24 protein-coding genes and 1 pseudogene are annotated in these 26,182 nt (G+C 69.4%); 20 read left to right on the top strand and 5 right to left on the bottom strand.

Translation table 11 applies throughout. From position 1 onward, the window contains the following. Nucleotide 1 precedes the first annotated feature (1 nt). From BLP73_RS01200 to rnd, 6 genes are all read left to right on the top strand, one after another. On the top strand, nucleotides 2-370 hold the full coding sequence (locus tag BLP73_RS01200) for a Na+/H+ antiporter subunit C (RefSeq protein ID WP_090739689.1): 369 nt from the start codon (nucleotides 2-4) through the stop codon (nucleotides 368-370). Then, nucleotides 367-1,866 carry a Na+/H+ antiporter subunit D gene (locus BLP73_RS01205; RefSeq protein WP_090739690.1) on the top strand — a complete coding sequence of 500 codons (1,500 nt, stop codon included), beginning with the start codon at nucleotides 367-369 and terminating at the stop codon, nucleotides 1,864-1,866. Before BLP73_RS01200 ends, BLP73_RS01205 begins: the two co-directional genes overlap by 4 nt. Then, the gene (locus BLP73_RS01210) at nucleotides 1,863-2,339 is read left to right on the top strand and encodes a Na+/H+ antiporter subunit E (RefSeq protein ID WP_090739691.1); all 477 of its coding nucleotides are present in this window, start codon (nucleotides 1,863-1,865) and stop codon (nucleotides 2,337-2,339) included. Before BLP73_RS01205 ends, BLP73_RS01210 begins: the two co-directional genes overlap by 4 nt. A gap of 4 nt (nucleotides 2,340-2,343) precedes the next feature. After that, entirely contained in the window at nucleotides 2,344-2,634 is a 291-nt protein-coding gene (locus BLP73_RS01215; protein ID WP_090739692.1) for an MrpF/PhaF family protein, read from the top strand. Further along, nucleotides 2,634-2,990, top strand: coding sequence for a monovalent cation/H(+) antiporter subunit G (gene mnhG, locus BLP73_RS01220; protein WP_217630623.1), 357 nt, complete (start codon nucleotides 2,634-2,636; stop codon nucleotides 2,988-2,990). Before BLP73_RS01215 ends, mnhG begins: the two co-directional genes overlap by 1 nt. A 124-nt stretch (nucleotides 2,991-3,114) precedes the next feature. Further along, complete coding sequence (rnd, locus tag BLP73_RS01225) at nucleotides 3,115-4,299, top strand: ribonuclease D (protein ID WP_090740038.1); 1,185 nt, start codon at nucleotides 3,115-3,117, stop codon at nucleotides 4,297-4,299. A gap of 12 nt (nucleotides 4,300-4,311) precedes the next feature. On the opposite strand, the gene BLP73_RS01230 is transcribed toward rnd, so the two are convergent. Continuing rightward, nucleotides 4,312-5,067 (bottom strand): PAS domain-containing protein, encoded by a 756-nt coding sequence (locus BLP73_RS01230; RefSeq protein ID WP_090739694.1) that lies wholly within the window; start codon nucleotides 5,065-5,067, stop codon nucleotides 4,312-4,314. A gap of 196 nt (nucleotides 5,068-5,263) precedes the next feature. Between BLP73_RS01230 and gmk the strand changes: the two genes are divergently transcribed. The 9 genes and pseudogenes from gmk to BLP73_RS01275 all read left to right on the top strand — a co-directional run bounded on the left by gmk (nucleotide 5,264) and on the right by BLP73_RS01275 (nucleotide 14,755). Continuing rightward, the gene (gmk, locus tag BLP73_RS01235) at nucleotides 5,264-5,899 is read left to right on the top strand and encodes a guanylate kinase (protein ID WP_090740040.1); all 636 of its coding nucleotides are present in this window, start codon (nucleotides 5,264-5,266) and stop codon (nucleotides 5,897-5,899) included. Continuing rightward, a complete protein-coding gene (locus BLP73_RS01240) occupies nucleotides 5,896-6,435 on the top strand; it encodes a gamma carbonic anhydrase family protein (protein WP_090739695.1) in 540 nt (179 codons plus the stop codon). The genes gmk and BLP73_RS01240 overlap by 4 nt, the downstream gene beginning before the upstream one ends. Next, complete coding sequence (locus BLP73_RS01245; RefSeq protein ID WP_090739696.1) at nucleotides 6,432-7,541, top strand: sensor histidine kinase; 1,110 nt, start codon at nucleotides 6,432-6,434, stop codon at nucleotides 7,539-7,541. Before BLP73_RS01240 ends, BLP73_RS01245 begins: the two co-directional genes overlap by 4 nt. A gap of 73 nt (nucleotides 7,542-7,614) precedes the next feature. Continuing rightward, the gene (rpiA, locus tag BLP73_RS01250) at nucleotides 7,615-8,385 is read left to right on the top strand and encodes a ribose-5-phosphate isomerase RpiA (protein ID WP_245686491.1); all 771 of its coding nucleotides are present in this window, start codon (nucleotides 7,615-7,617) and stop codon (nucleotides 8,383-8,385) included. Between the two features lie 3 nt (nucleotides 8,386-8,388). Further along, nucleotides 8,389-9,768, top strand: coding sequence for a glutathione-disulfide reductase (gene gorA, locus BLP73_RS01255; protein WP_090739698.1), 1,380 nt, complete (start codon nucleotides 8,389-8,391; stop codon nucleotides 9,766-9,768). 125 nt (nucleotides 9,769-9,893) lie between these two features. Continuing rightward, on the top strand, nucleotides 9,894-11,228 hold the full coding sequence (gene hflK, locus BLP73_RS01260; protein ID WP_090739699.1) for an FtsH protease activity modulator HflK: 1,335 nt from the start codon (nucleotides 9,894-9,896) through the stop codon (nucleotides 11,226-11,228). Next, nucleotides 11,228-12,202, top strand: a pseudogene (gene hflC, locus BLP73_RS01265) (protease modulator HflC); the annotation flags it as partial. The gene hflK and the pseudogene hflC, both read left to right, overlap by 1 nt. A gap of 538 nt (nucleotides 12,203-12,740) precedes the next feature. Continuing rightward, on the top strand, nucleotides 12,741-14,324 hold the full coding sequence (locus BLP73_RS01270; RefSeq protein ID WP_090739700.1) for a Do family serine endopeptidase: 1,584 nt from the start codon (nucleotides 12,741-12,743) through the stop codon (nucleotides 14,322-14,324). Nucleotides 14,325-14,431: 107 nt separating this feature from the next. Beyond that, on the top strand, nucleotides 14,432-14,755 hold the full coding sequence (locus BLP73_RS01275; RefSeq protein ID WP_090739701.1) for a 2Fe-2S iron-sulfur cluster-binding protein: 324 nt from the start codon (nucleotides 14,432-14,434) through the stop codon (nucleotides 14,753-14,755). A gap of 3 nt (nucleotides 14,756-14,758) precedes the next feature. Here the strand turns inward: BLP73_RS01275 and BLP73_RS01280 are convergent, their stop codons facing one another. Then, nucleotides 14,759-16,339, bottom strand: coding sequence for a sodium:solute symporter family transporter (locus BLP73_RS01280; protein WP_090739702.1), 1,581 nt, complete (start codon nucleotides 16,337-16,339; stop codon nucleotides 14,759-14,761). A gap of 109 nt (nucleotides 16,340-16,448) precedes the next feature. Between BLP73_RS01280 and BLP73_RS01285 the strand changes: the two genes are divergently transcribed. After that, nucleotides 16,449-17,531: a mechanosensitive ion channel family protein gene (locus BLP73_RS01285; protein ID WP_090739703.1), complete on the top strand. Its 1,083-nt coding sequence runs from the start codon at nucleotides 16,449-16,451 to the stop codon at nucleotides 17,529-17,531. 177 nt (nucleotides 17,532-17,708) lie between these two features. Here the strand turns inward: BLP73_RS01285 and kdsA are convergent, their stop codons facing one another. Genes kdsA through BLP73_RS01300 form a run of 3 tightly spaced genes read right to left on the bottom strand, consistent with a single transcriptional unit; the run spans nucleotide 17,709 to nucleotide 20,933 of the window. After that, nucleotides 17,709-18,551, bottom strand: coding sequence for a 3-deoxy-8-phosphooctulonate synthase (gene kdsA, locus BLP73_RS01290; protein WP_090739704.1), 843 nt, complete (start codon nucleotides 18,549-18,551; stop codon nucleotides 17,709-17,711). After that, nucleotides 18,548-20,296: a KpsE/RkpR family capsule polysaccharide export protein gene (locus tag BLP73_RS01295; protein ID WP_090739705.1), complete on the bottom strand. Its 1,749-nt coding sequence runs from the start codon at nucleotides 20,294-20,296 to the stop codon at nucleotides 18,548-18,550. Before BLP73_RS01295 ends, kdsA begins: the two co-directional genes overlap by 4 nt. Next, nucleotides 20,280-20,933: an ABC transporter ATP-binding protein gene (locus tag BLP73_RS01300; RefSeq protein WP_090739706.1), complete on the bottom strand. Its 654-nt coding sequence runs from the start codon at nucleotides 20,931-20,933 to the stop codon at nucleotides 20,280-20,282. The genes BLP73_RS01295 and BLP73_RS01300 overlap by 17 nt, the downstream gene beginning before the upstream one ends. A gap of 171 nt (nucleotides 20,934-21,104) precedes the next feature. On the opposite strand from BLP73_RS01300, the gene BLP73_RS01305 reads away from it, so the two are divergent. The 4 genes from BLP73_RS01305 (at nucleotide 21,105) to BLP73_RS01320 (ending at nucleotide 26,180) form a co-directional block, all read left to right on the top strand. After that, nucleotides 21,105-21,734 carry a uracil-DNA glycosylase family protein gene (locus BLP73_RS01305; RefSeq protein ID WP_090739707.1) on the top strand — a complete coding sequence of 210 codons (630 nt, stop codon included), beginning with the start codon at nucleotides 21,105-21,107 and terminating at the stop codon, nucleotides 21,732-21,734. A gap of 188 nt (nucleotides 21,735-21,922) precedes the next feature. After that, a complete protein-coding gene (locus BLP73_RS01310; protein ID WP_090739708.1) occupies nucleotides 21,923-22,888 on the top strand; it encodes a TAXI family TRAP transporter solute-binding subunit in 966 nt (321 codons plus the stop codon). 81 nt (nucleotides 22,889-22,969) lie between these two features. Further along, nucleotides 22,970-25,762, top strand: a complete 2,793-nt coding sequence (locus tag BLP73_RS01315; protein ID WP_090739709.1) for a TRAP transporter permease — start codon at nucleotides 22,970-22,972, stop codon at nucleotides 25,760-25,762. Continuing rightward, a complete protein-coding gene (locus BLP73_RS01320; RefSeq protein WP_175453194.1) occupies nucleotides 25,755-26,180 on the top strand; it encodes a universal stress protein in 426 nt (141 codons plus the stop codon). Before BLP73_RS01315 ends, BLP73_RS01320 begins: the two co-directional genes overlap by 8 nt. Nucleotides 26,181-26,182 lie beyond the last annotated feature (2 nt).

Below are 26,182 nucleotides of genomic sequence, written 5' to 3' on the forward strand. Positions count from 1 at the left end.
CGTGGAACTGCTGCTCGCTCTGACCATCGGCATCCTGGTGGCCTGCGCGGTCTACCTGATGCTGGACCGCAACGTGATCCGGTTCCTCTTCGGGCTGATCCTGCTGTCGAACGCCGCCAACCTGCTGATCTTCCTGTCCGGCCGCCTGACCGCGGGCGCCCCGCCGCTGATCGACGAGGGGCTCTACGCCCCGACCGGCGTCGTCGCCAACGCCCTGCCGCAGGCGCTGGTGCTGACGGCGATCGTGATCGGCTTCGGCCTTCTGGCCTTCACGCTGGCGCTGGTCTACCGCACCTATCGCAGCCTCGGCACCGTCAACAGCGACGAGATGCGCGTGGCCGAGCCCGTCGCGCAGGAGGCGCGCCGATGAGCTGGCTGCTGGTCAATCCGATCCTGATACCGCTGCTGACCGCAGTCCTGGCCTACATGTTCCGCTTCAACCCGGCCGGGCGCTGGATCTCGGTCGCCGGGACCGTCGCGCTGCTGCTGGCCAGCGTCCTGATGATGGCCGAGGTGCTGGAGCACGGCGTCATCGCCGCGCAGATGTCGAACTGGCAGGCGCCCTTCGGCATCACGCTGGTCGCCGACTATCTCGGCGCGGTCATGGTCGTGATCACCGCGATCACCGGCCTCGCCACCGTCATCTACAGCCTGGCCGAGATCCCCGAGCGGCTGGAGCGGCTTGGCTTCCACGCCCTGCTCCAGGTGCTGATGGCCGCCGTCTGCGGCGCCTTCCTGACCGGGGACCTCTTCAACCTCTACGTCTGGTTCGAGGTCATGCTGATCTCCAGCTTCGGCCTTCTGGTGCTGGGCGGCAGCAAGGAGCAGCTGGACGGCGGCATCAAGTACGTGACGCTGAACCTCGTCTCGACCATCATGTTCCTCTCGGGGATCGGCCTTCTCTACGGGGTCACCGGCACGCTCAACATGGCCGACCTGCACCTGGCCGTGCGCGAGGTCGAGAACCAGGGCCTGCTGACCACGATTGCGGTGATGTTCCTCGTCGCCTTCGGGGTGAAGGCCGCGCTCTTCCCGCTGTTCTTCTGGCTGCCGGCCTCGTACCACACGCCGCCGGTCGCGGTGTCGGCCATCTTCGCGGGCCTGCTGACCAAGGTCGGGGTCTATGCGATGATCCGCACCTTCACGCTGATCTTCGATCACGACGTCGGCTACACGCACCAGATCATGCTCTGGCTCGCGGTGCTGACGATGGTGACGGGCGTTCTGGGAGCGGCGGCAATGAACGACTTCCGGCGCATCCTGTCCTTCCACATCATCAGCCAGATCGGCTACATGATCCTGGGCCTAGCGCTGTTCACGCCGCTCGGCCTCGTGGGCGCGGTCTTCTACCTCGTGCACCACATCATCGTGAAGGCGAACCTGTTCTTCGTGGCGGGCGTCGCCAAGCGAATCGCGGGCTCGACCGACCTCGCGCGGATCGGCGGGCTCTACGCCCACGCGCCGCTGCTGGCCTTCCTGTTCCTGATCCCGGCCTTCTCGCTGGCGGGCTTCCCGCCGCTGTCGGGCTTCTGGGCGAAATACGTGCTGGTGAAGGCGGCGCTGGACTTGCAGATGTGGTTCGTCGCGGGCGTCTCGTTGGCGGTCGGCCTGCTGACCATCTACTCGATGACCAAGATCTGGGGCGCGGCCTTCTGGCCCGCGCATCCCGAGGGCAAAAGACCCCGCCTCGGCGACGTGCCCGTGGGCGAGCGGCTGGCCCTGATGCTGCCGATCATCGGGCTGGCGCTCTTGACGTGCATCATCGGCCTCTTCCCCGAGCCCTTCGTGCAGTTCGCCGAGACCTCGGCCGCGCAGCTCCTGGATTCCACCGACTACGTGACCACCGTTCTGGGGGTGCAGCCATGAACCTCTTTGGCATCAACATGCTGCTGGCCTTCGCCTGGGTGGCGCTGACCGGCGATCTGTCCATTCTCGGCCTGCTGACCGGGGCGCTGATCGGACTTGCCGCCATGTGGCTGGTCCGGCCGCTGTTTCCCACCACCGGCACCTATTTCCTGCGGCTGTGGTACGCGATCCGGCTCGTGGTGATGTTCGTCTACGAGCTGGTTGTCAGCTCGTTCGCGGTCGTCCGGGACGTCATCACGCCCGGCCAAAGCTCGAAACCGGCGCTGATCGAGGTGCCGCTGAACGTGACGACGGACGCGCAGATAACGCTTCTGGCGAACTTCATCTCGCTGACGCCGGGCACGCTGACGCTGGACGTGTCCGAGGACCGCAGCAAGCTTTATATCCATGCCATGTTCGGCGACGATCCCGACGCGATCCGGGCGCAGATCCGCGACCGGTTCGAGGTCTGGGTGCGCGAGGCGACGGAGTAGGGCGATGACATTTCTCGGATACGCAATCCTCTTCGGCTTCGCGATGGTCATCCTGGGCGTGGCGCTGGCCTCGATCCGGCTGATCAAGGGGCCGACGCTGGCCGACCGGATCGTCGCGCTGGACATGATGACGGTGCAGCTGGTGGCCTTCGGCGGGCTCTCGGCCCTTCAGGCCGGCAGCGCGGCCTTCCTTGACGTCGCCGTGGTGCTGGCCCTCGTGGGCTTCCTGGCGACCGTCTGCCTGGCGCGCTACCTCGAGCGCCGCAACAGCATCAACCGTGAGGAGCAGGAGTGATGGTCGAGATCATCGTCGCCATTCTCGTCATCGCGGGCGGGTTCTTCTGCTTCGCCGCAGGCCTCGGGGTCCTGCGCCTGCCGGACCTGCTGATCCGCATGCACGCCTCGACCAAGGCCGGCACGCTCGGCTCGGGGCTGATCCTGACCGCCGTCGCCATCGCCTTTGCCGAGGGCACGGTCATCGCGCGCGCCGTCGCCGCGATCATCTTCCTGCTGCTGACCGCCCCCGTCGCGGCGCATCTGATCGGCCGCGCCGCCTTCCGCACCGGCGTGCCGATGAGCCCGCGCACCGACTGCGAGCCGGGCGTGGCCGAGGCCCTGCGCGGCCGCCCGGCCGAGCAAGCGCCCAAGTGACAGGGCGCCTGACAGGCCATCGGGCCGGCGCCGAGCCGGCCCTTTTCAATTTCGTGATCGGGGCGTAAATGTTCCCGAATGGCGGACGAACCGCCACATGCGAAAGAGCCGAATGAGCCAGGACCTGCCCACCATCACCCGCACCGAGGAGCTGGCGCTCTTCTGCGAGGCCGCAAAATCCGCCCCCTACGTCACCGTCGACACCGAGTTCCTGCGCGAGCGGACCTACTGGTCGAAGCTGTGCCTGATCCAGCTGGCCATTCCCGCCGCGGCCGATCCCGAAGGCGACGACGAGGCACCGCCCGTCGCCGATGCCGTGCTGGTCGATCCGCTGGCCGAGGGGCTGTCGCTGGAGCCGCTCTACGATCTCTTCCGCAACGAGAATGTGGTCAAGGTCTTCCACGCGGCGCGGCAGGATCTCGAGATCTTCTTCCACGACGCGCAGATCTTTCCCACGCCGCTCTTCGACACGCAGGTCGCGGCGATGGTCTGCGGCTTCGGCGAGCAGGTCGGCTACGAGACGCTGGTCCGCAAGATCGCCCGCGCCAACCTGGACAAGTCCTCGCGCTTCACCGACTGGTCGCGCCGCCCGCTGTCGGATGCGCAAAAGGCCTATGCGCTGGCCGACGTCACCCATCTGCGCGTCATCTACGAGTTTCTCGCCGCCGAGCTGACAAAGACCGGGCGCGACGCCTGGCTGGCCGAGGAGCTGGCCGTCCTGACCGATCCCGAGACCTACATCACGCGCCCCGACGAGGCCTGGCTGAAGGTCCGCACCCGCACCAACTCGCCGCGCTTCCTCGCCATCCTGCGCGAGCTGGCGCGCTTCCGCGAGGCTTATGCGCAGGAGCGGGACATCCCCCGCAGCCGCGTCTTCAAGGACGACGCGATGGTCGAACTGGCCTCGACCAAGCCGCTGACAGAGGCCGATCTCGGCCGCTCGCGCCTTCTGCTGCGCGAGGCGCGCAAGGGCGAGATCGCGAACGGCATCCTGGCGGCGGTCAAGGCGGGCATCGAGGCGAAGGACCTGCCCCAACCCAAGGGCGAAGAGCCCGGGCGGCCCGGCAACCCGGCCCTGTCTGACCTGCTGCGTGTGCTCTTGAAGGCCAAGGCGGATGCGGCGGGAGTGGCGCCGAAGCTGATCGCCTCGGCCGCCGATCTCGACGCCATCGCCACGGGCGAGCGGAACCTGCCGGCGTTGCAGGGCTGGCGCGCCGAGGTCTTCGGCCGCGACGCCTTGCGCCTGACTGCGGGCGAGATCGCGCTGTCCGCGCAGGGCGGCTCGGTCCGGGTCGTGCCGGCGCGCTGAGGCGCCGGCGCCTCAGTTCTTGCGGGGATCGGCGGGACCGGGCGTGACGACGCGGAACATGGCGCGCCGCTCCTCGGGCGTCGTCGCAGGGCTGGCCGCGGGCCGGGCCGGGGCCGGGCTGCGCTCGAAACTGGGCGCGTGTTCGGCGAAGCCGATGGTCGAGGGCGAGGGCGGCAGGATGGTGCCGCCGTCGATGATCGGGAAGACGGCATCGCGCACCAGGTCGAAGCGGCGCGGGGCCGCGCCGATCTCGCCATCGGCGATCAGGCAGCCGAGGGCGCGGGTCACGTCGCCGAAATCCGAACGCAGGGGCAGAAGCAGCATCCGCGCGCCCATCTCGGGCCGCGCATAGCCGGACTTGCCGTGCAGCATCACCTCGGCGATCTGCGGCGCCTTGAAGACCGTCTCGAGCACGTCGGAAAAGCGCCCGCGCGAGCCGGCGTTCAGGAAGGCGCAGATCGGCATGCCCCGCACCTCCATCCCCATCAGGTCGATAAGGTGGCGCCCGGCGAGCCGCATCCGCGCCGCCCCCGGTGCGATGCGCTCCAGGATGAAGGCGAAGTCCAGCATCCGCGCGATGGCCCGCGGATCGACATCCGAGCGCGCGGGCACGGCGCGACCCTTGCGAATCCCGTTCCAGTAGCCGCGCATGTCGCGGATGATCGTGTCGGCCGACGCGGTGCCATGATCCAGAAGCCGCACGACTTCGCCCCGGGACACGCCTGCGGCGCCGGGCGATTGCGTGGAATCGTCCTCTACATCGGACATACCAGTCTCCGTCACTCGTTCCTCTTGCAGGCTTCTGCCCCACCTCAACACAACGCAAGATTACCCGCATCCGCGGCGCCAGCCGAGTCATTTGATGAACGAATGGTTAATCGTGATCAGGGACGCCCGGCCTTGACCGGATGCCGGGCAGCGGGCATCCCCGCAGCAGAAATCCTGCCGAAGGGAGCGCCGCATGATGAACCGCACCGGCCTGATGGTCATCCTCTCCTCGCCCTCGGGCGCGGGAAAGTCCACGCTGGCCCGGCGGCTGATGGAGTGGGACGACAGCCTGCGCTTCTCGGTCTCGGCCACCACGCGCGCCCCGCGCCCCGGTGAGGTGGACGGGGTCGACTACCACTTCACCTCGCCCGAGGAATTCGCGGCCATGGTCGAGGCGGGCCAGATGCTGGAACATGCCGAGGTCTTCGGCAACTTCTACGGCAGCCCGCGCGCGCCCGTCGAGGCCGCGATGGGCGAGGGGCGCGACACGCTCTTCGACGTGGACTGGCAGGGCGGCCAGCAGATTCGCGCCTCGGCGCTAGGCGGGCATGTCGTGTCCATCTTCGTGCTGCCCCCCTCGCTGCCCGAGCTGGAGCGGCGGCTGCGCGGGCGCGGGCAGGACAGCGACGTGGTCATCGCCGGCCGGATGCTGAAGAGCCGGTCCGAGATCAGCCACTGGGCGGAATACGATTACGTGCTGGTCAACGACGATCTGGACGAGACCGAGGCGAAGCTGCGGGCGATCCTGACGGCCGAGCGGCTGCGGCGCGACCGCCAGGCGGGGCTTGGTGCCTTCGTCAAGCGCCTGATGGCCGAGGAGACGGCGCCGTGATCTGGACCCTCGACGGGCGGGCGCCCCGCATCGCGCCGGATGCCTGGATCGCGCCAGACGCGCAGGTCATCGGCGATGTCGCGCTGGAGGCCGAGGCCTCGGTCTGGTTCGGCGCGGTGCTGCGCGGCGACACCGAGGAGATCCGCATCGGCCGGGGCAGCAACGTGCAGGACCTCTGTTGCCTGCACACCGACCCGGGCCACCCGCTGCTGATCGGGGCGGACTGCACCATCGGCCACCGCGCGATCCTCCACGGCTGCCGCATCGGCGACGGGGCGCTGGTCGGGATGGGCGCGACGATCCTCAACGGCGCGGTGATCGGCGCCGGCGCCCTGATCGGCGCGGGCGCGCTGATCCCCGAGGGCAAGGAGATCCCTGCCGGCGCGCTGGTGATGGGCGCGCCCGGCCGCGTGGTGCGGATGCTGGGCGAGGACGGGCTGGCAGGCCTGCGGGCCTCGGCCGCACGCTACCGCGCCAATGCCGCGCGCTTCCGAGCCGGGCTGGCCCCTGGCGCGCCCCTGGGCGCCACCCCATGAGCCGCGAGGCGCAGCGCCGGGTCGGCGGGTTCCTCGAGGCCGTGCCGATCCCGATGCTGGCGGTGGACGCGCAGGCCCGCACCATCGGCGCGAACGCGGCGGCCGTTGCGGTCTTCGGCGCGAACCTTCTCGACCGGCCCTTCGTCACGGTGCTGCGCCATCCGGGCGTGGTGCAGGCGGTGGACTGGGTGATCGCGCCGGAGCTTCATGCCGCGCCCGCCTCGGACCCCGACCTTCCGCCGCCGGCCGAAGGCGGCGTCGCCCTGCGCGCCCAGTTCTCGGCCGACGGGCGGCGCATCCTGGCCGAGGTCGCCGTCTCGCCCCTGCCGGCGCTGATCGGGCGCGGCGCCTTGGTCGCGATCCTCGACCGCTCGGTGACCGAAGAGGCCGAGCAGATGCGCCGGGACTTCGTGGCGAATGTCAGCCACGAGCTGAAGACGCCCCTGACCGCGCTTCTGGGCTTCATCGAGACCCTGCGCGGCCCCGCGCGCGAGGATGCCAACGCCCGCGGTCGCTTTCTAGACATCATGGAGCGCGAGGCGATGCGGATGAACCGGCTCATCAGCGAGCTGCTGTCGCTGAGCCGCGTGCAGGCCGAGGAGCGGCGGCGCCCTTCCGAGCCGGTGGACCTGGCGGCGCTGCTGCGCAGCGTCCTGGCGACGATGGCCCCGGCCGCCGCCGCTGCGGGTGTCGCGGTGACCGCCGAGGGGCTGGAGCGGCCCGTGGTCCTGCCCGGCGACGCCGACCAGCTGACGCAGGTGTTCCAGAACCTCGTGGAGAACGCGCTGAAATACGGCCGCTCTGGCGGGGTGCTGCGCGTCGCCATGACCGAGATCGCGCATGAGCCGCAGCTGCGCGGACCGGCCTGGGCCGTCGCGGTCGAGGATCGCGGCGACGGCATTGACGAGATCCACCTGCCGCGCCTGACCGAGCGCTTCTACCGCGTCGACGCCCACCGCTCGCGCGAGGAGGGGGGCACGGGTCTCGGCCTCGCCATCGTCAAGCACATCATCAGCCGCCACCGCGGCCGCCTGCGGATCGAGAGCCGCCGCGGCGAGGGCACGCGCTTCACCGTGGTGCTGCCGCAGGGGCTGGACCGGGGCTGACAGCGCGGGCCCCGAAAGCGGGCGCTGCCTCTCGCCCTTGCGGGCCGGCTGTCCTATAACCGCGGCAGATCCGATGGAGAAAGATCCGATGTCGCAGGAAACGCAGGTCGATCCCGCCAAGCTTGCCGCCGCGCGGGCGGCGGTGGCGCTGGTCGAGACGGGGATGAAGCTGGGCCTGGGCACCGGCTCGACCGCCAGCATCATGGTGCGCGAGCTGGCCGCCCGCGTCCGCGCCGAGGGGCTGGCGCTGCGCTGCGCGGCGACCTCGCAGGCGACGGCCGACCTGGCCGCCTCGCTCGGGCTGCGGGTCGAGAGCCTGGACGAGATCGGCTGGCTGGACCTGACCATCGACGGGGCCGACGAGGTGGATGCCGACCTGCACCTGATCAAGGGCGGCGGCGGTGCCCATCTGCGCGAGAAGATCGTGGCGGCGGCCTCGAACCGGATGGTGGTGATCGCCGATCCCGGCAAGATGGTCGAGCAGCTGGGCGCCTTTCCCCTTCCGGTCGAGGTCCTGGCCTTCGGCTTCGAGACGACGCGGGTGCTGATCCGCCGCGCGCTGGAGGCGCTGGAGCTGGGCGAATGCGACGTCCTACAGCGGCTGCGCGGCAGCGAGCCCTGGATCACGGACGAGGGGAACCTGATCCTCGACCTGCATCTGGGCTGCATCCCCGATCCGGTCCTGCTGGCGCGCGCGCTGGCGGCGATCCCGGGCGTGGTCGAGCACGGGCTGTTCCTCGGCATGTGCAGCCTGGCCATCATCGGGCGCGAGGACGGCACCGTGGTCGAGCTGTCGCGCGACGCGGACATCGACGCCGACCTCCTGGCGGGCGAGGGAGAATAAGCGGTGAGCTTCGACTACGACCTCTTCGTCATCGGCGGCGGCTCGGGCGGGGTGCGCGCGGCGCGCATCGCAGCCAGCGAGCACGGCGCCCGCGTCGGGCTGGCCGAGGAGAGCCGCATGGGCGGCACCTGCGTCATCCGGGGCTGCGTGCCCAAGAAGCTGATGGTCTTCGCCGCGCAGGCCGGGCTGATGGAGGCCGAGATGCGCGGCTACGGCTGGTGCGACGCCACCGCCGGCCGCTTCGACTGGCAGGTCTTCCGCGAGAAGCTGGACGCCGAGCTGCGCCGGTTGGAGCTGATCTACCGTGCCGCGCTGCAGAAGGCCGGCGTCACCATCCACGACCAGCGCGCCCGCCTGGTCGGCCATCACGAGGTCGAGCTGGCCGACGGCACCCGCCTCTCGGCCCGCCACATCCTGATCGCGGCCGGCGGCCGCCCGGCCAAGATCGGCGTTCCGGGCGAAGAGCTGGCGATGGTCTCGGACGATCTGTTCCTGATGGACGCGCTGCCCAAGAAGATGCTGCTGGTCGGCGGCGGCTTCATCGCCTGCGAGTTCTCGACCATCATGGCCGGCCTCGGGGTCGAGACGGTGCAGGTCTATCGCGGCGACGCCGTGCTGCGGGGCTTCGACCGCGAGGCGCGGGACATGGCGACGCTGCAGCTGAGCCAGGTCGGCGTGGACCTGCGCCTCGGCCCGACGCCGACCCTGCTGGAGCGGGCGGGCGAGGGCGTCCGCGTCAGCTTCGACGACGGCAGCGCCGAGGCCTTCGACAGCGTCCTCTTCGCGACGGGCCGCACGCCCTACACGGCGGGCCTCGGCCTCGAGACGACCGAGGTGCGGCTGAAGCCGAACGGCGCGATCGAGGTGGACGAATGGTCGCAAACCTCGGTCCCCTCGATCTTCGCCGTGGGCGACGTGACCGACCGGGTGAACCTGACGCCGGTGGCGATCCGCGAAGGCCACGCCTTCGCGGACACCGTCTTCGGCGCCCGGCCGCGGACCGTCGATCATTCGCTCGTCGCGGCGGCGGTCTACCTGCGCCCGCACGAGCTGGGCACTGTCGGCCTGACCGAAGAGCAGGCGAAGGCGCGCGGGCCGGTCGATGTCTATTCGACCGTCTTCCGCCCCATGCGCTCGATGTTCGCGGGCAGCGACGCGCGGGTGATGATGAAGCTGCTGGTCGATCCGGCCACCGACAAGGTGCTGGGCTGCCACATCTTCGGGCCCGAGGCCGGCGAGATGATCCAGCTGGCCGCCATTCCCATCGGCATGGGGGCGACCAAGGCGCAGTTCGACGCCACCATCGCCGTGCATCCCACGGCGGCGGAGGAGCTGGTGACGATGCGCCATCCCTCGCGCCGGCATGAGGGGCTTGGGGGCTGACGTTCGCGTGTGCGCGGCCCTCTGACGCATGTTGAGGGCGGACCCAAGGTCGCGCATGGGTTGACATTTTGGCCCTGCGCCCCAGTTTCGAAAGCAATGAACCGACAACGAAAGTAGGACGACGGATGGCAAATCAGGGCCCCTGGGGTGGTGGCGGCGGAGGCAATGGCGGCGGCCGGGATGACGACGATCAGGGCAAGCGGCCCGGCCCGCGCCCCTGGGGGAACCAGCAGCCGCCGAACGGCCCGCGCCGGCCGGGGCAGGGCGGCGAGCAGATGCCCGAGATCGAGGAGCTGATGAAGAAGGGCCAGGAGCGGCTGCGCGTCCTCATGGGCGGGCGCGGCGGCGGCGGCGGCACCGGCGGCGGGCGTCCGACCGGCGGCCCCGGCTTCGGCCTGAACCGCTCGACCCTCGCGGTCGCGGGCCTCGCGGCCGTCGCCCTCTGGGCCTTTGCCAGCTTCTACCGCGTCCAGACCAACGAGCAGTCGGTCGAGTTCCTCTTCGGCCGCGCCGTCGCCGTCGGCACCGAGGGCCTGAACTTCGCGCCCTGGCCCATCGTCCGCGCCGAGGTCGTGCCGGTCACCAACGAGCGCGTCACCGAGATCGGCACCGGCCGGGCCGGCCCGATGGACAGCGGCCTCATGCTGACGCGGGACCAGAACATCGTGGACATGGAGTACCAGGTCGTCTGGAACATCCGCGACCCGCAGATGTATCTCTTCAACCTGGCCGATCCGGCCGACACCATCCGCGCCGTCTCCGAATCCGCGATGCGCGACATCATCGCGCGCAGCGAGCTGGCGCCGATCCTCAACCGCGACCGGGGCGCCGTCGCCACCGACCTGCGCGAGGCGGTGCAGCGGACGCTGGACGAATACCAGTCGGGCATCAACGTCGTCCGGGTCAACCTCGACCGTGCCGACCCGCCGAGCGAGGTCATCGACGCCTTCCGCGAGGTCCAGGCCGCGCAGCAGGAGCGCGACCGGCTTGAGAACGAGGCCGACGCCTATGCGAACCGCGTCCTGGCGCAGGGTCGCGGTAACGCCGCGCAGATCCTGGAACAGGCCGAGGGTTATCGGGCTGAGGCGGTCAACAACGCCCAGGGTGAGGCCGCGCGCTTCAACTCGATCTACGAGGAATACGTGAAGGCCCCCGACGTGACCCGCCGCCGGATGTATCTTGAAACGATGGAGCAGGTGCTCGGCGACGTGCAGAAGATCATTCTTGGCGAGGGGCTGAACGAGGGCTCGGGCGTCGTGCCCTACCTGCCGCTCGACCAGCTGCGCGGCGGCGCCGGGCAGAACCGGGCACCGGGAACGCAGCCGGGCGCCACGGGCACCGGCATCGGCACGGGGGCCGGCCTTCCGGGCGGCACCACGCAGGGCGGTGCGCCGACGCAGACGACCAACCCGCTGACCGGCGCTCAGCTTGGCAACACGACCGCGGGAGGGACGAACTGATGGCCGCACGCAGAAGATTTCCGCTGACCACCCTGGCCGTCCCGGCCCTCGTCGTGGCCGCCGTCGTGGCTGCCTCCTCGCTCTACATCGTCGACGAGCGCGAGAAGGCGCTGGTCCTGCGGATCGGCCGCGTGGTCGATGTGCAGGAGACGCCGGGCCTCAACTTCAAGGTGCCGTTCCTTGACGCGGTGGTGAAGTACGACGCGCGCATCCTCGGCCTGCCGACCAGCCCGCTGGAGGTCACGCCGCTCGATGACCGCCGGCTTGTGGTCGACGCCTTCGCCCGCTGGCGCATCACCGATCCGGTCCGCTTCCGGCAGGCCGTCGGCACCGGCGGCATCCAGGCCGCGATGTCGCGGCTGGAGCCGATCGTCAGCGCCTCGATTCGGGAAGTGCTGGGCTCGGTCCCCTCGACGGCGGTGCTGTCGGACGACCGGACCGCGCTGATGAACCAGATCCGCAACGAGGCGCGCAACAACTCGGCCGGTCTCGGCGTCGAGATCATCGACGTGCGCCTGACCCGCACCGACCTGCCCGAGCAGAACCTCAACGCGACCTATGCCCGGATGCGGGCCGAGCGTGAGCGGGAAGCGGCGGACGAGATCGCCCGCGGCGGCGAGGCGGCGCAGCGCGTGCGCGCGGCCGCAGACCGGACCGTGGTCGAGCTGACCTCGGAAGCGCGCCGGCGCTCGGAGATCATCCGAGGCGAGGCCGACGCGCAGCGGAACGCGATCTACGCCGACGCCTTCGGCCGCGACCCCGAGTTCTTCGCCTTCACCCGTTCGATGACGGCCTACGAGCGGTCGATGATCGGCACGGGCGCCTCGATGGTGCTCTCGCCCGAGGGCGAGTTCTTCACCTACATGCTCAGCGACGGGGCGGCGAATGCCAACCCGCCCTCCGAGCCGGTGCCGCCCGGCACCTCGGCGCAGGACATGGGCGCCTATGACAGCGACGCCGACAATGGCGAGCAGCTGGTCGAGCCGGTCGTGACCGACCGCGACGGCAACCCCCTGGGAGAAACGGCGGGCGTGCGCCTGACGCCGGTCCCCGAGAGCCTCGCGACGCCGCCGCAGGAGCCTGCCGAGATCATGGTGCCGGATGCCGGTGCCGCAGGGCAGGCAGGCGGAACCACCGCGGCCCCGGCCGAGCCGGCGCCCGCAGACGGAGCCGCGGCGCCCGCAGACGGAGCCGCGGCGCCCGCAGACGGGACGGCGGCGCCAGCGGTCGATCCGCAGGCGCAACCTGCGCCCGCCGCGCCTGCTGCGGACGCGCCCGCGCCGGCCGCTCCTGCTCCGGACGCCGTGCAAGGGACTGCGCCGGCCGCGCCGGCACCGGTCAACTGACGAAGCTGGGGCGGGCGGGGCAGGTCCCCGCCCGTCCTGCAACAAAAGTCACGATCAGTTCACAAGGCGCGAGCGTGGTTTTGTTGCAACGGTTTCCTACATGGTCTTGAACGTCAATGTCAGCGTAAGCCGAGCGCTTGCTGTCGCGAACCAGAGGACATGCCGCATGAACCCGCTTTCCCCTCGTCACCTTATCACCGCTTCCGCCCTTGCCATCGCGATCGGCCTTGGGTCCGCCGGTGCCCAGGAGGTCGTCGAGCCGGCGCCCGAGGACGTCTCGCCGCAGATCGCGCAACAGGCGCAAGATGCCGCCAAGGCCAATGAGCCGCTCGGCGCCGACGCGGCCGCCGCGGCCGAGTCGCAGGTCATGCCCGGCAGCTTCGCCGATCTGGCCGAGCAGGTCTCGCCCGCCGTCGTGAACATCACCACCACCTCAGTCGTCTCGCAGCCGACCGGCGGGCCGGGGGCAGGGCCGCGCTTCCCCGAAGGCAGCCCCTTCTCGGACCTGTTCCGCGATTTCGGCTTCCCCGGCATGCCCGGCGGCCCGGAAGGCGCCCCGCCGCAGCAGCGCCGCGCACCGCAGCGCTCGAACGCGCTCGGCTCGGGCTTCGTGATCTCGGCGGACGGCTTCATCGTGACGAACAACCACGTCATCGAGGGCGCGGACCAGATCGAGATCGAGTTCTACTCGGGCCAGCGCCTGCCGGCCGAGGTCGTGGGCACCGATCCGTCGACCGACATCGCGGTCCTCAAGGTCGAGAGCGACGAGCCGATCCCCTTCGTGCAGTTCGGCGACAGCGACGAGGCGCGGGTGGGCGATTGGGTCCTAGCGCTCGGCAACCCGCTCGGCCAGGGCTTCTCGGCCTCCAGCGGCATCGTCTCGGCGCGCAACCGCGAGCTGTCCGGCTCGTATGACGACTATCTCCAAACCGACGCGGCGATCAACCGCGGCAACTCGGGCGGCCCGCTCTTTAACCTGCGCGGCGAGGTCATCGGCGTGAACACCGCGATCCTGTCGCCCAATGGCGGCTCGATCGGGATCGGCTTCTCGATGGCCTCGAACGTCGTTAGCCAGGTGGTGCAGCAGCTTCAGGAATTCGGCGAGACGCGCCGCGGCTGGCTGGGCGTGCGCATTCAGGACGTGACCCCCGAGATGGCCGAGGCGCTTGGCCTTGCCGCGGCCGAGGGTGCGATGGTCACGGACGTGCCGGAAGGCCCGGCCCGTGACGGCGGCCTGCGCGCCGGCGACATCATCACCCGCTTCGACGACACCGCGGTCACCGACACGCGCGGCCTCGTGCGCCGCGTGGCCGAGGCTCCGGCCGGCGAGACGGTCGAGGTGCTGGTGGTGCGCGAAGGCCAGGAGGAGGTGCTGCAGGTGACGCTCGGCCGTCGCGAGCAGGCCGAAGGCATGGCCGGGGCACCAACCGCGCCGACCGACCAGACCGAAACCGAGCTTCTGGGCATGTCGGTGACGCAGCTGACGCCGGAGACCGCGGCCGAGCTGGACCTGCCCGCCGATGCGCGCGGCCTCGTGGTCACCAATGTCGATCCCGAGGGGCCGGCGGCCGAGAAGGGCATCGCCGCGGGCGATGTCATCACCGAGGCCAGCCAGCAGCCGGTGACCAGCGTCGCCGACCTTCAGGCCCGCATCGACGAGGCCCGCGAGGCCGGACGCCGCTCGGTCCTGATGCTGATCCGCCGCGCCGGCGAGCCGCGCTTCGTCGCCCTGTCGCTGGCCGAGGACTGAGCCACGCCCTCAGGGGACGCGGCATGCGGGGCAGCCTTCGGGCTGCCCCTTTTCATTCGGCCGCCAAGCGCATACCTCCGGCCCGAACAAGTCAGCGAGCGAGCATCATGGCGAAGATCACCTATATCGAGCACAACGGCACCCGGCACGAGGTCGAGGTCCGCCCCGGCATGACCGTGATGGAGGGCGCGCGCGACAACGGCATTCCCGGCATCGACGCGGATTGCGGCGGCGCCTGCGCCTGCTCGACCTGCCATGTCTATGTGGACCCGGCCTGGGCGGACAAGCTGCCCGCACGCGATCCGATGGAAGAGGACATGCTGGACTTCGCCTACCAGCCCGACCCCGAACGCTCGCGCCTGACCTGCCAGATCAAGGTGACCGACGCGCTGGACGGGCTGGTCGTCCAGATGCCCGAAAAGCAGATCTGAGGCTCAGACGAACATCAGGGCGATGGCGATCGTCGCCACCGCCATTCCCGCGCCGAGATAGCGCGGGTTCTGCCAGGCCTTGAGGCTGGACAGCTCGCTCGTCTCGTCCGTCCAGGTCTGGCGGGTGAAGGTGGTGTCCTCGTCCAGCTCGGGCGCCTCGCCGCGCAAGGTGATGCCGACATAGATCGCCAGCGACAGAAGCAGCATGAGGCCGGTGCCGTAGAGGAACTGCAGGTCGATCAGCTCGGCGAACTCGAAGGCGGCGAAGCTGGCAAGTCCCACCGGAATGCCGATCGCCAGCGTCCAGAAGGCCGCGTGCCGCGGCGGTCGCGCCCAGAAGAGCCCGCCGAGGAAGACGACCACCACGGGCATGGTGACGTAGCCGAGGAAGGACTGGAAATACTCCACGATCCCGCCGAAGCTGCCGATGACCGGCGCCCAGATCGCCGCGATCACCATGAACACCCCGACGAGGATGCGGCTGACCAGCAGCATCCGCTTGTCGTCCCAGTCCTTCTTCCTCGGCTTGATGAAGTCGTTGACCGCGATCGAGGCCGAACCGTTCAGCACCGAGTCGATCGTGGACATCAGCGCCGCCACCAGCGCCGCCAGCGCGAGGCCCCGCAGGCCGATGGGCAGCAGCTCGAAGACGAGGGCGGGCCAGATGTGATCCTGCTCTTCCAGGTCGGGGAACAGCTCGCGTCCCATCAGGCCGGGCAGGATCAGGATGAAGAGGAACGGCACCTGAAGCGAGGCCGCCAGCAACGCGCCCCACCGGCCGTGATCGACGCTTTTCGCAGCCAGCACCTTCTGCACGACGACATGGTTGGTGGTCCAGTAGTAGAAGCTGAGCCAGATGACCCCGGTGAAGATGCCGGGCCAGGGCAGGAAGTCGTCATCGGCGGGCTTGGCGATGGTGAAGCCGCCCTCGGGCGCGGCGGCGCGCACGGCCTCCCACGAGCTGCCGAGCTGCATGAAGACCATGACGAAGACGATGGTTCCGACGACCAGCAGCAGGACGCCTTGGATCGTGTCGGTGATCATCACGGCCTTCAGCCCGCCGAAGATCACGTAGCCCCCGCCGAGCGCCGCGATGATGGCGATCAGCGTCCAGAGGGGCATGTCGGGGAACAGCAGCTGCATCGTCAGCGCGCCGGCAAACAGGGCGCCGGCGCTGTCGATGAAGATCGCCGTGAAGATCGAGAAGGCGGCGAAGACCTTCCGCGCACGGCGGTCGTAGCGCTGCTCGAGGAACTCGGGCATCGTGTTGACCTTGCTGCGCAGGTAGAAGGGCAGGATGAACAACGCGAAGAAGATCAGGACGAGCGTGCCCATCCATTCGTAGTTCCAGACCGCGATCCCGTCGCCGTAGCCCGCGCCCGCAAGGCCGACGAAGGACGTGCCCGACAGGTTCGCCGACATCAGCGAGATCCCGATCACCGGCCAGATCGCGCCGCGCCCGCCGAGGAAGTAGCCCTCACTGTCCTCCTGCTTGCGGGAAAGCCACAGGCCGATGGCGAGGACCGTGACGACGTAGATCGCCGCGATGGACAGATCTATGGCAGAGACCTCGAAATCGGGCATGGCGCGTCCTTTCCTTTCGGGGTGCCGCGGCGCACGGGGTTGTGAGCGGAACATCACCTTCGCCAAGTGGTTCCCTTGGCTCGGGAAACTGACGCTGAAGGGGGCATCGATGCCACAATGGACCGGAACGACGCTGCTGTTCCTGGCGGCGATGGGGCTGGCATGGGCGCTGTGCTACCTGCTGTTCCTGCTGGCCCTGCGGGCGCTGCGCCGCGCGGACGAGTTCTGGCGCAGCCTCGTGGCGCGCACGCGCGGGCCGATCCAGCTGGGGCTGATGGTCGTGGCGGGTGGGATCGCCACTAACATCGCGCCGCTGCCGCCCTCGGGCGCGGCGACGATCCGGCACCTGCTGCTGATCGCCTTCATCGCCTGCGTCACATGGGTCGCGCGGACGGCGCTGGACATCTGGATGACGCTGCACCTGCGCCGCTTCCGCATCGACGTCGAGGACAACCTGCTGGCGCGCAAGCATGTCACCCAGACCCGCATCCTGCAGCGGGTCTTCGGCATCCTGATCCTCGCCATCGGGATCAGCGCGGCGCTGATGACGATCGAGGGCGTGCGTCAATACGGCGTCAGCCTGCTCGCCTCGGCCGGCGCGGCGGGGATCGTGGTCGGCCTGGCGCTTCAGCCGGTGCTGCGCAACCTCTTGGCGGGCGTCCAGCTGGCGCTGACCCAGCCCATCCGCATCGACGACGCGGTGATCGTCGAGGGCGAATGGGGCAATGTGGAGGAGATCACCGCCACCTATGTCGTCGTCCGCATCTGGGACAAGCGCCGGCTGGTCGTGCCGCTGAACTACTTCATGGAGCAGACCTTCCAAAACTGGACGCGCAACGATGCGGCCCTGATCGGGGTCGTCATGCTCTACGTGGATTTCGAAGCCTCGATCCCGGACCTGCGTGCCGAGGCCGAGCGGATTGTCCGCGCCTCGAAGCTGTGGAACGGCGACGTCTTCGCGCTGCAGGTCACCGACTTCTCGGAGCGCACGGCCGAGGTCCGCATCCTTGCCAGCGCCTCGAATGCCGGCCGGGCGTTCGATCTGCGCTGCGAGATCCGCGAGAAGATGCTGGCCTATTTGCAGCGCAGCCAGCCCGAGGCGATGCCGCGCACCCGCGCCAGCATCGCTGGGGCCGGCGAGGCGCAAGGCGCGCGGGCCGAGGAGCAGGCTGTGCTGATGACGCGCAACTGAGGCGGTCGGTCGACGGGCGGCGCTGGACCTTGCGTCCCGCGATGGCCGGGGGGCCAGCCCCCCGGCCCCCCCCCGGGATATTTCTGCACAGAAGATGAGGCGGGGCGGGCGCCGTGCGCGGTCTCGGCGGGGTTCTCGCCGGTGCCGCTGGCGGGCCCGACGCCGGGCCGCGGGCGTTCAGACCGAGAGAGGCTCGGCCTTGGCCAGCTGGTCGAACCGCATGAGCGAGGCGACCAGCGCGTCCATCTGCGCCAGCGGGATCATGTTTGGCCCGTCCGAAGGCGCGCTGTCGGGCGCCTCGTGCGTCTCGATGAAGAGGCCCGCGACGCCCAAGGCCGCCGCCGCGCGTGCCATGACGGGCGCGAATTCCCGCTGACCGCCCGAGCTGCCGCCCTGGCCGCCGGGCTGCTGGACCGAATGGGTCGCGTCCATGATCACCGGATAGCCCGTCCGCGCCATGATCGGCAGCGAACGCATGTCGGCGACCAGCGTGTTGTAGCCGAAGCTCGCCCCCCGCTCGGTCAGCAGGATGTTGCGGTTGCCGGTCGAGGCGACCTTCTCGGCCACGTTGCCCATGTCCCAGGGCGCCAGGAACTGGCCCTTCTTGATGTTCACCACCGCGCCCGTGCGGCCCGCGGCCAGCAGGAGGTCGGTCTGGCGGCAGAGGAAGGCGGGGATCTGGATCACGTCCACGACCTCGGCCGCGCGCGCGGCCTGCTCGGCGTCGTGGATGTCGGTCAGGACCGGGCAGCCGATGCGGTCCCTGACGGCGGCGAGGATCTCGAGCCCCTCGTCGATGCCGATGCCGCGCTTGCCCGAGAGCGAGGTGCGGTTCGCCTTGTCGTAGCTGGCCTTGAAGACATAGCCGGCCCCGGCGCGGGCGCAGACATCGGCCATGTGGGCCGCGATCATCAGCGCGTGGTCCAGCGATTCCAGCTGGCAGGGCCCCGCGATCAGCACCAGCGGCAGGTCGTTGCCGCAGGTCAGCGGGCCGATCGGGACGTGGTGGGCTTGCGTCATGTGGAAACCTGCTCTCGGAGAATGGACGCCGTCAGCGACAGCATCAGATAGATACCCGAAAAGAGGAGGAGTGCCACCAGGGTGTTCTGGAAGGCCTTGGGATAGGTCGCCTCGTCCGGGGGGACGGGCGCGACGGATTGGGACAGGTAGCGGACCTGCTTGTTGGCCTCGATCCGCGCGATCTCCATCTGCTCCGCCGCCGCAGCCAGCAGCTGCTGGCGGACCATCAGCTCGGCCTCGGCAACGCGCAGCTCGCCGGTGATGGCGGTCAGCGAGGTGCGGCCCTCGATGTTCTCGGTCAGGAGCAGCCGCGTCTCGGCGATCATCTGGCGCAGGCGGGCGATGTCGCCGCGCACGGCATTCACGCGGCTCTCGACCGGGGCGGGGTTGGCCAGAAGCTGCCCCAGCTCGAGCTGCTTCTGGGTCAGCTGGCCCTCGAGATTCGAGACCTGGCCCATCACGACGCCGCTTTCCGCCGCCGGATCCAGGACGCCCAGCTGCTCTTGCAGGCGCTGCACGCGCTGCTGGGCGGCGAGCATCTTGGCCTCGGCATCCTCGTAGTTCTCGTTCGCGCCGGCCATCTGGTCGGTCCGCAGGCGCGCGGTCAGTTGATCGACCTGCTCCTCGGCATAGGAAATCAGCGCCATCGAGAACTGCTGGCTGAGAAGGGGATCGGGGGCGATCACCTCCATGTTCAGCACGCCCTCGGTCGGATCGTAGCCGATCTTCACCGAGTTGGCGTAGATGCGATAGGCGGCCTCGTTGGTGGCGTCCGGCGGCAGGCGGCGGATCGGGTCGATAGAGGGGTCCTGGAAGGCCCGCTTGAAGCCGAGATCGTCGTCCAGCCGCAGCATCGCGTCGCGCGAGGTCAGGTAGCTCTGCACGGCGACAGCGTCCGGGTTCAGCGCCAGCGCCGAGGAGGCCATCATCCCGCCCGGATGCCCGGCCAGCCCGTCCGCGCTTTGGATCTTGAACTGCGAGACGGTGGCATAAAGGGGGCTGGCGACGTTGGTGTAGTACCAGGAGACCGCGGCGGTCGGGATCAGCACGAAGACGATCAGCCGCAGCATCAGCATCAGCATCCGCCGCCGACGGCGCCGGGCCAGGTCGCGCTGGATCTGGTAGATCTGGGTCGCGCGCCGCTCCTCGGTCAGGTCCTCGCGCGAGGGCAGGGGCATGGCGGTCGATGCGGGCAGGGGCGCGGGCACCTTCGCGGGCAGGGGCTTCGGCACCGGGACCAGCGTCTTGCGCGTGTCGTTGGCGGGCTTCGGCGGCGGAGGTGCGGGCGGCGTCGTCCGCTCTGCCAGGATCTTGCCGAGGCTGCTGCGGTGCGAGGGGTCGATCCCCCGCTCGCGCAGGCGCAGCACGGCCTCCTCGTCGGACTGCACCTCGATCTGGTGCAGCATGGCGACGCGGCGGGCGATCCGAAGCTGGCGCTGCGACAGGTTCTCGGCCCGGATGCCGTCGAGCCTGGCCTCGAGCCCCGGCTCGGCCGCCGCCGGCTTCTGCGGCATGATCGCCGCGAAACCGTCATCCTCCTCCTCGGGCGTCGCCGTCAGCCGGCGCAGCGCCTCGTCGGCTTCTGCGCGCGGGGCGGGGGCGTCGTCGGGGGCGGCCTTGCGCGCGACCTCGACTCTGATCGCGCCGCCGAGGCCGGGGCTGTGGAAGGGCCGTGCCGTGCCCTCGGGATTGACGGACTCGGCGGGCGAGGCGTGGAAGCGGCGCGCCCTAGGCGGTGTAGTCATAATATTGCCTCGCCTCGTCCAGGGACTCGAACATGTAGAGCCGGCCGTCCCGCAGGATCGCGGCCGTGTTGCAGAACTTCTCGATGGTCGAGGCCTGGTGGGACACGATCACGACCGTCGACGTCTTGAGCCGTTCATACAGCACCTGGCCCGCCTTGCGGTTGAAATCCGCATCGGTGGTATGCGGCATTCCCTCGTCGATCAGGTAGATGTCGAAATCCAGCGCCAAAAGCAACGCAAAGTTGAATCGCTGCCGCATCCCGGCCGAGTAGGTGCCCACGGGCATGTCGAAATATTCGTCGATGTCGGTCAGCCAGCGCGCATAGGCCGAGACATAGTCCGGGTCGAGCCCGTAGATGCGGGCGATGTAGCGCGCGTTCTCGTTCGCGTTCAGCTTGCCGATCACGCCGCCCATGAAGCCGAGCGGGAACGAGATGCGGCACTCTCGCCGGATGCGGCCCTCGTCCGGCTTCTCGAGGCCGCACATCATGTTGATCAGCGTCGTCTTTCCGGTGCCGTTCGGCGCGAGGATGCCGAGCGACTGGCCCAGTTCCACCCGGAACGAGGCGCGGTCGAGGATGATCTTGTGTTGCTTGCCGGTCCAGAAGGACTTCGACACGTTCTCGAATTCTAACATGGCGACGACACCGCAGGGCCAGATTCACGACGCATGGCACGCCGCAGCCTCGGTCGCACAACCGGAACATACGGTGCCATGACCATCGCTGTCCAGCATGCCAGCCCGATCCTTCGAGGTTGTGAAGGCGCTGCCCTTCTTTTTCGTGGCATTCGACCTAAATCCAGCGCGATGACCGCCCTTTCCCTCGCACAACCTTGCCCGCCCGGCCCGGACCTGGTCGAGGACATCCGCACGTGCAGGTTGTGCACGGACCGCTTCGCCGCAACGGCGACGCGGCATGCGCCGCGGCCGGTGGCCTGGTTCCGGCCCGGCGCGCGCATCCTGATCGTCGGACAGGCGCCGGGCGCGCGGGTCCATGCCAGCGGCCGGCCCTTCACCGACCGCTCGGGCGACCGGCTGCGCGACTGGATGGGCCTGTCCGAGGCAGACTTCTACGATCTGGACCGCATTGCCATCGTGCCGATGGCCTTCTGCTTTCCCGGCTATGACGCGAAGGGCGCGGACCTGCCGCCGCCCCCGCTCTGCGCCGCAACCTGGCGGGCGCGGGTGATGGGGCAGCTGCGGCCGCGCCTGACGCTGCTGGTGGGCGGCCACGCGATGCGGTGGCACCTGACGGCGCGCAACGTTACCGAGACAGTCGCCGACTGGCGCGCGCATGCGCCAGCGGTCTTCCCGCTGCCCCATCCCAGCTGGCGCAACACCGGCTGGCTGCGCCGTCATCCGTGGTTCGAGGCCGAGCTTCTGCCGGCCCTGCGCGCCGCCGTCGCGGCCGAGATGTCGCCGCCCAATTCGCCCTAGTGCGGCAGGGCGGGTTGCATTTCGCGCAAGCTGCTGAAAAATGTGCTACAGTTCACGACAAGCGCGGAACCCTCGCCCAAGGCCGAAGGTTCCGCCGCCGTGGATGTTCAACCATCGCAGCGCGCACCTGCTGCGTGCCGGTGGATGCGACGCGCGTCCGTTCGCGCCGAAAACCAGGGAGAAGCCGCATGAGCCATCTGAAACCCATTCTTCTGGGCACCGCCCTTTCCGCCCTCGCCCTTCCGGCGCTGGCGCAGGAAGAACAGTTCATCACCATCGGCACCGGCGGCCAGACGGGCGTCTACTACGTCGTCGGCCAGTCGATCTGCCGGCTCGTGAACCGCGAGACCTCGACGACCGGCCTGCGCTGCACCGCGCCCTCGACGGGCGGCTCGATCGACAACATCAACCAGATCCGCTCGGGCGGGATGACCATGGGCATCGCCCAGTCCGACTGGCAGTTCCACGCCTATAACGGCAGCTCGGACTACGAGGGCGACGCCTTCGAGGACCTGCGCGCCGTCTTCGCCGTCCACCCCGAGCCCTTCACCGTCGTCGCCCGCGCCGACAGCGGCGTGACGAACTTCGAAGACCTGACCGGCAAGCGCGTGAACGTCGGCAACCCCGGCTCGGGCTCGCGCGGGACCTTCGAGATCGTGCTGGACGCGATGGGCATGTCGATGTCCGACTTCGCGCTGGCCTCGGAACTGCGCCCGGCCGAGCAATCGGCCGCGCTCGGCGACAACCAGGTGGACGCGATCAGCTACACCGTCGGCCATCCCAACGGCTCGATCCAAGAGGCGACATCGACCGTGGACGCGCGTCTGGTGACGGTGGCGGGCGAGGCCATCGACCGGCTGGTCGAGGAGAACCCCTATTACGCGAAGGTCACGATCCCCGGCGGCATGTATGCCGGCAATGACGAGGACACCGAGACCTTCGGCGTGAAGGCGACCTTCGTGACTTCGGCCGGCGTTCCCGAAGAGACGGTCTACCAGGTCGTCAAGACGGTCTTCGACAATTTCGACCGCTTCAAGACGCTGCACCCGGCCTTCGAGAACCTCCAGCCCGAGGAGATGATCGCCGAGGGCAACAGCGCCCCGCTGCATCCGGGCGCCGAGCGCTACTATCGCGAACAGGGCTGGATCCAGTGATCCGGCACCGGGGGCGGCCATTGGCCGCCCCCATTGCGTGAGAACACGGGCATGAAGACCTAACAGCGCAGGGACGGCGTGATGAGCGACAAGAACAGGGACGAGGAGCGGCGCCAGCAGCAGGCGAGCGCCGTCGAGATGGGCGCAGCCGGCCGCGGCGCCCTGAGCCAGGAAGAGCTGGACGAGCTGGTCTCATCCTCGGACACCGGCGCGCGCACGCCGCCGGGGCTTGTCGGCAAGCTGATCCTGACCGTCGCCCTTTGCTGGTCGCTGTTCCAGCTGTGGATCGCCTCGCCGCTGCCCTTCATGCTGAACTTCGGCATCATCAGCGCCACCGACGCCCGTTCGGTCCACCTGGCCTTCGCGATGTTCCTCGCCTTCATGGCCTACCCGGCCGAGCGCTCGCCCATCCAGCTTGGCCTCGGGCTTTTGGTCCCCGTGGTGCTGTCCGGCCTCTTCATCTACGGCGCGCCGGCCAACTTCCCCATCTGGTGGATCGTCGTCACGGGCGCCGCCGTCATCGCCGCCATCCTACTGGGCAGCCCCAAGTCATGGGTGCCGCCCTGGGAATGGGCGCTGGCCCTCGTCGGTGCGGGCGCGGCGCTTTACGTCTTCATCTACAGCGACCAGCTGGGCCGCCGCGTCGGCGCGCCGATCCAGACCGACGTGCTGGCCGCCGTCATCGGGATCATGCTGCTGCTGGAAGCCGCGCGCCGCAGCCTTGGGCCTGCGCTGATGATCGTGGCGACGGTGTTCCTGCTCTATACCTTCCTTGGGCCGCACATGCCCTCGATCATCTCGCACCGGGGCAACTCGCTGGCCGAGGTGGCAAACCACCAATGGGTCACGACCGAGGGCGTCTTCGGCATCGCGCTGGGCGTCTCGACCAGCTTCGTCTTCCTGTTCGTGCTGTTCGGCGCGCTCCTCGACAAGGCGGGGGCGGGCAACTACTTCATCCAGGTCGCCTTTTCGCTGATGGGCCACCTGCGGGGCGGGCCGGCCAAGGCGGCCGTCGTCAGCAGCGGCATGACGGGCCTCATCTCGGGCTCATCCATCGCCAACGTGGTCACCACCGGCACCTTCACCATCCCGCTGATGAAGCGCGTGGGCTTCTCGGCCGAAAAGGCCGGCGCGGTCGAGGTTGCATCCTCGGTCAACGGCCAGATCATGCCGCCCGTGATGGGCGCCGCGGCCTTCCTGATGGTCGAATATGTCGGCATCCCTTATTTCGACGTGGTTCGCCACGCCTTCCTGCCGGCGACTATCAGCTACATCGCGCTGGTCTATATCGTGCATCTCGAGGCGCTGAAAGCCGGCATGAAGGGCCTGCCGCGCGCCTACGAGCCGCCGCCGATCCTGCGCCGCCTGTTGACCGCCGCCTTCATCATCGCCGGCATCTGCGCCCTGTCGCTGGTCGTCTACTACACGATGGGCTGGATCCGTCCGGCCTTCGGCGACAGCGCGCCCTATGTCGTCTTCGCGCTGCTGACGGGCGCCTATGTCTTCCTGATGTGGATCGCCTCGCGCGAGGCGCCGCTGCTGATGGACGATCCCAACGCGCCGGTGACAACGCTGCCGCTGCCGGGGCCGACCGTCCGCTCGGGGCTGCACTACATTCTGCCGGTCGTGGTTCTGGTCTGGGCGCTGATGGTGGACCGCCTCTCGCCGGGCCTCTCGGCCTTCTGGGCGACGGCCTACATGATCTTCATCCTCTTGACGCAGCGCCCGCTGATGGCCCTGCTGCGGCGCGAGGGCGGTGCGCTGCCCGCGATCCGAACGGGGATCAACGACCTGGTGGACGGCCTGATCTCGGGCGCGCGCAACATGATCGGCATCGGCATCGCGACGGCGACGGCCGGCATCATCGTCGGCGTGGTCAGCCAGACCGGCGTCGGCGCCGCGCTGGCTGACGTGGTCGAGCTGCTCTCGGGCGGCAACCTGATGCTGATCCTGCTGCTGACCGCGGTCCTGTCGCTGATCCTGGGAATGGGCCTGCCGACCACGGCGAACTACATCGTCGTCTCGGCGCTGCTCGCCCCGGTGATCGTGACGCTTGGTCAGCAGAATGGGCTGATCGTGCCGCTGATCGCCGTGCACCTCTTCGTCTTCTACTTCGGCATCATGGCGGATGTGACCCCTCCAGTCGGCCTCGCCTCCTTCGCGGCGGCGGCCGTGTCGGGCGGCGATCCGATCCGCACCGGGGTCGTGGCGTTCTTCTACAGCCTCAGGACCGCCGCGCTGCCCTTCCTTTTCATCTTTAACACGGACCTGCTGCTGATCGACGTGGGCTGGGCGATGGGCATCTTCGTTTTCGTGACGGCGACGATCGCCATGCTGCTGTTCGCCGCCGCCACGCAGGGCTGGTTCCTCGTGCGCAGCCGCATCTGGGAATCCGCGCTTCTGCTGCTGATCGCCTTCACGATCTTCCGCCCCGGCTTCTTCTGGGGCTACATCTACCCGCCCTTCGAGGAGCGGCCCGGCTCGGAGATCGTCGAGGCGCTGGAGAACAGCGAGCCCGGCGACGGGCTGCGCCTGCGGATCGCGGGCCTCAACGACATCGGCAGCCCGATCGAGTTCGTCGCCCTGCTGCCGGTGCCGCAAGGCGAGACCGGAGAGGAGCGGCTGGAGGCCGCGGGGATCGAACTGCTCCAGGACGGCGAGCGCACCGTGATCGACAACGTCGCCTTCGGCAGCCCGGCGCAGACGGCCGGCCTCGATTGGGATCAGGAGGTCCTGTCGGTGCAGGCGCCCACCCTGACGCCCTCGCGCTACTGGGCCTATGTCCCGGCCTTCCTGCTGCTGGGCCTTCTGGTCTGGGGCCAGATGCGCCGCCTGCCGACTGATGCCCGCCGTTCGGAGACGCGCCATGCATGACAGCATCCTTCTGCCCATCGACCTCCAGCACCCCGAGACATGGGAGCGCGCGCTGCCTGCCGCCGTGAAGCTGGCCGGCGACGCGGGGACGATCCACCTGCTGGGGATCGTCCACGACTTCGGCAGCTCGATGGTGGCGACCTTCCTGCCCAAGGGCTACGAGACGAAGATCCTGCAGGCGATGAAGGAGGATCTGGACCGCTTCGCCGCGCAGCATCTGCCCGAACAGGACCGGGTGCAGATCCATGTCGGCCACGGTCATGTCGCCGAGACGATCATCAAGAACGCCAAGCGCTTCGCCGCCGACCTGATCGTGATGGCGAGCCCGCAGCCGGACGAGCTGCGCTCGATCCTCGTCAGCCGCGACGTGAACGCGGTGGTGCGCCATTCCCCGGTCTCGGTGCTGGTGGTGCGCTGAGA

The sequence above is a fragment of the Paracoccus tibetensis genome (assembly GCF_900102505.1).
Taxonomy (GTDB): Bacteria; Pseudomonadota; Alphaproteobacteria; order Rhodobacterales; family Rhodobacteraceae; genus Paracoccus; species Paracoccus tibetensis.

Bases quoted from the DNA above. Each gene is read 5' to 3' on its own strand.
- BLP73_RS01205 (WP_090739690.1), top strand. From the start codon at position 367: ATGAGCTGGCTGCTGGTCAATCCGATCCTGATACCGCTGCTGACCGCA.
- BLP73_RS01210 (WP_090739691.1), top strand. From the start codon at position 1,863: ATGAACCTCTTTGGCATCAACATGCTGCTGGCCTTCGCCTGGGTGGCG.
- BLP73_RS01215 (WP_090739692.1), top strand. From the start codon at position 2,344: ATGACATTTCTCGGATACGCAATCCTCTTCGGCTTCGCGATGGTCATC.
- mnhG (WP_217630623.1), top strand. From the start codon at position 2,634: ATGGTCGAGATCATCGTCGCCATTCTCGTCATCGCGGGCGGGTTCTTC.
- BLP73_RS01230 (WP_090739694.1), bottom strand. From the start codon at position 5,067: ATGTCCGATGTAGAGGACGATTCCACGCAATCGCCCGGCGCCGCAGGC.
- gmk (WP_090740040.1), top strand. From the start codon at position 5,264: ATGAACCGCACCGGCCTGATGGTCATCCTCTCCTCGCCCTCGGGCGCG.
- BLP73_RS01245 (WP_090739696.1), top strand. From the start codon at position 6,432: ATGAGCCGCGAGGCGCAGCGCCGGGTCGGCGGGTTCCTCGAGGCCGTG.
- rpiA (WP_245686491.1), top strand. From the start codon at position 7,615: ATGGAGAAAGATCCGATGTCGCAGGAAACGCAGGTCGATCCCGCCAAG.
- hflK (WP_090739699.1), top strand. From the start codon at position 9,894: ATGGCAAATCAGGGCCCCTGGGGTGGTGGCGGCGGAGGCAATGGCGGC.
- BLP73_RS01270 (WP_090739700.1), top strand. From the start codon at position 12,741: ATGAACCCGCTTTCCCCTCGTCACCTTATCACCGCTTCCGCCCTTGCC.
- BLP73_RS01275 (WP_090739701.1), top strand. From the start codon at position 14,432: ATGGCGAAGATCACCTATATCGAGCACAACGGCACCCGGCACGAGGTC.
- BLP73_RS01280 (WP_090739702.1), bottom strand. From the start codon at position 16,339: ATGCCCGATTTCGAGGTCTCTGCCATAGATCTGTCCATCGCGGCGATC.
- BLP73_RS01285 (WP_090739703.1), top strand. From the start codon at position 16,449: ATGCCACAATGGACCGGAACGACGCTGCTGTTCCTGGCGGCGATGGGG.
- kdsA (WP_090739704.1), bottom strand. From the start codon at position 18,551: ATGACGCAAGCCCACCACGTCCCGATCGGCCCGCTGACCTGCGGCAAC.
- BLP73_RS01295 (WP_090739705.1), bottom strand. From the start codon at position 20,296: ATGACTACACCGCCTAGGGCGCGCCGCTTCCACGCCTCGCCCGCCGAG.
- BLP73_RS01300 (WP_090739706.1), bottom strand. From the start codon at position 20,933: ATGTTAGAATTCGAGAACGTGTCGAAGTCCTTCTGGACCGGCAAGCAA.
- BLP73_RS01305 (WP_090739707.1), top strand. From the start codon at position 21,105: ATGACCGCCCTTTCCCTCGCACAACCTTGCCCGCCCGGCCCGGACCTG.
- BLP73_RS01310 (WP_090739708.1), top strand. From the start codon at position 21,923: ATGAGCCATCTGAAACCCATTCTTCTGGGCACCGCCCTTTCCGCCCTC.
- BLP73_RS01315 (WP_090739709.1), top strand. From the start codon at position 22,970: ATGAGCGACAAGAACAGGGACGAGGAGCGGCGCCAGCAGCAGGCGAGC.
- BLP73_RS01320 (WP_175453194.1), top strand. From the start codon at position 25,755: ATGCATGACAGCATCCTTCTGCCCATCGACCTCCAGCACCCCGAGACA.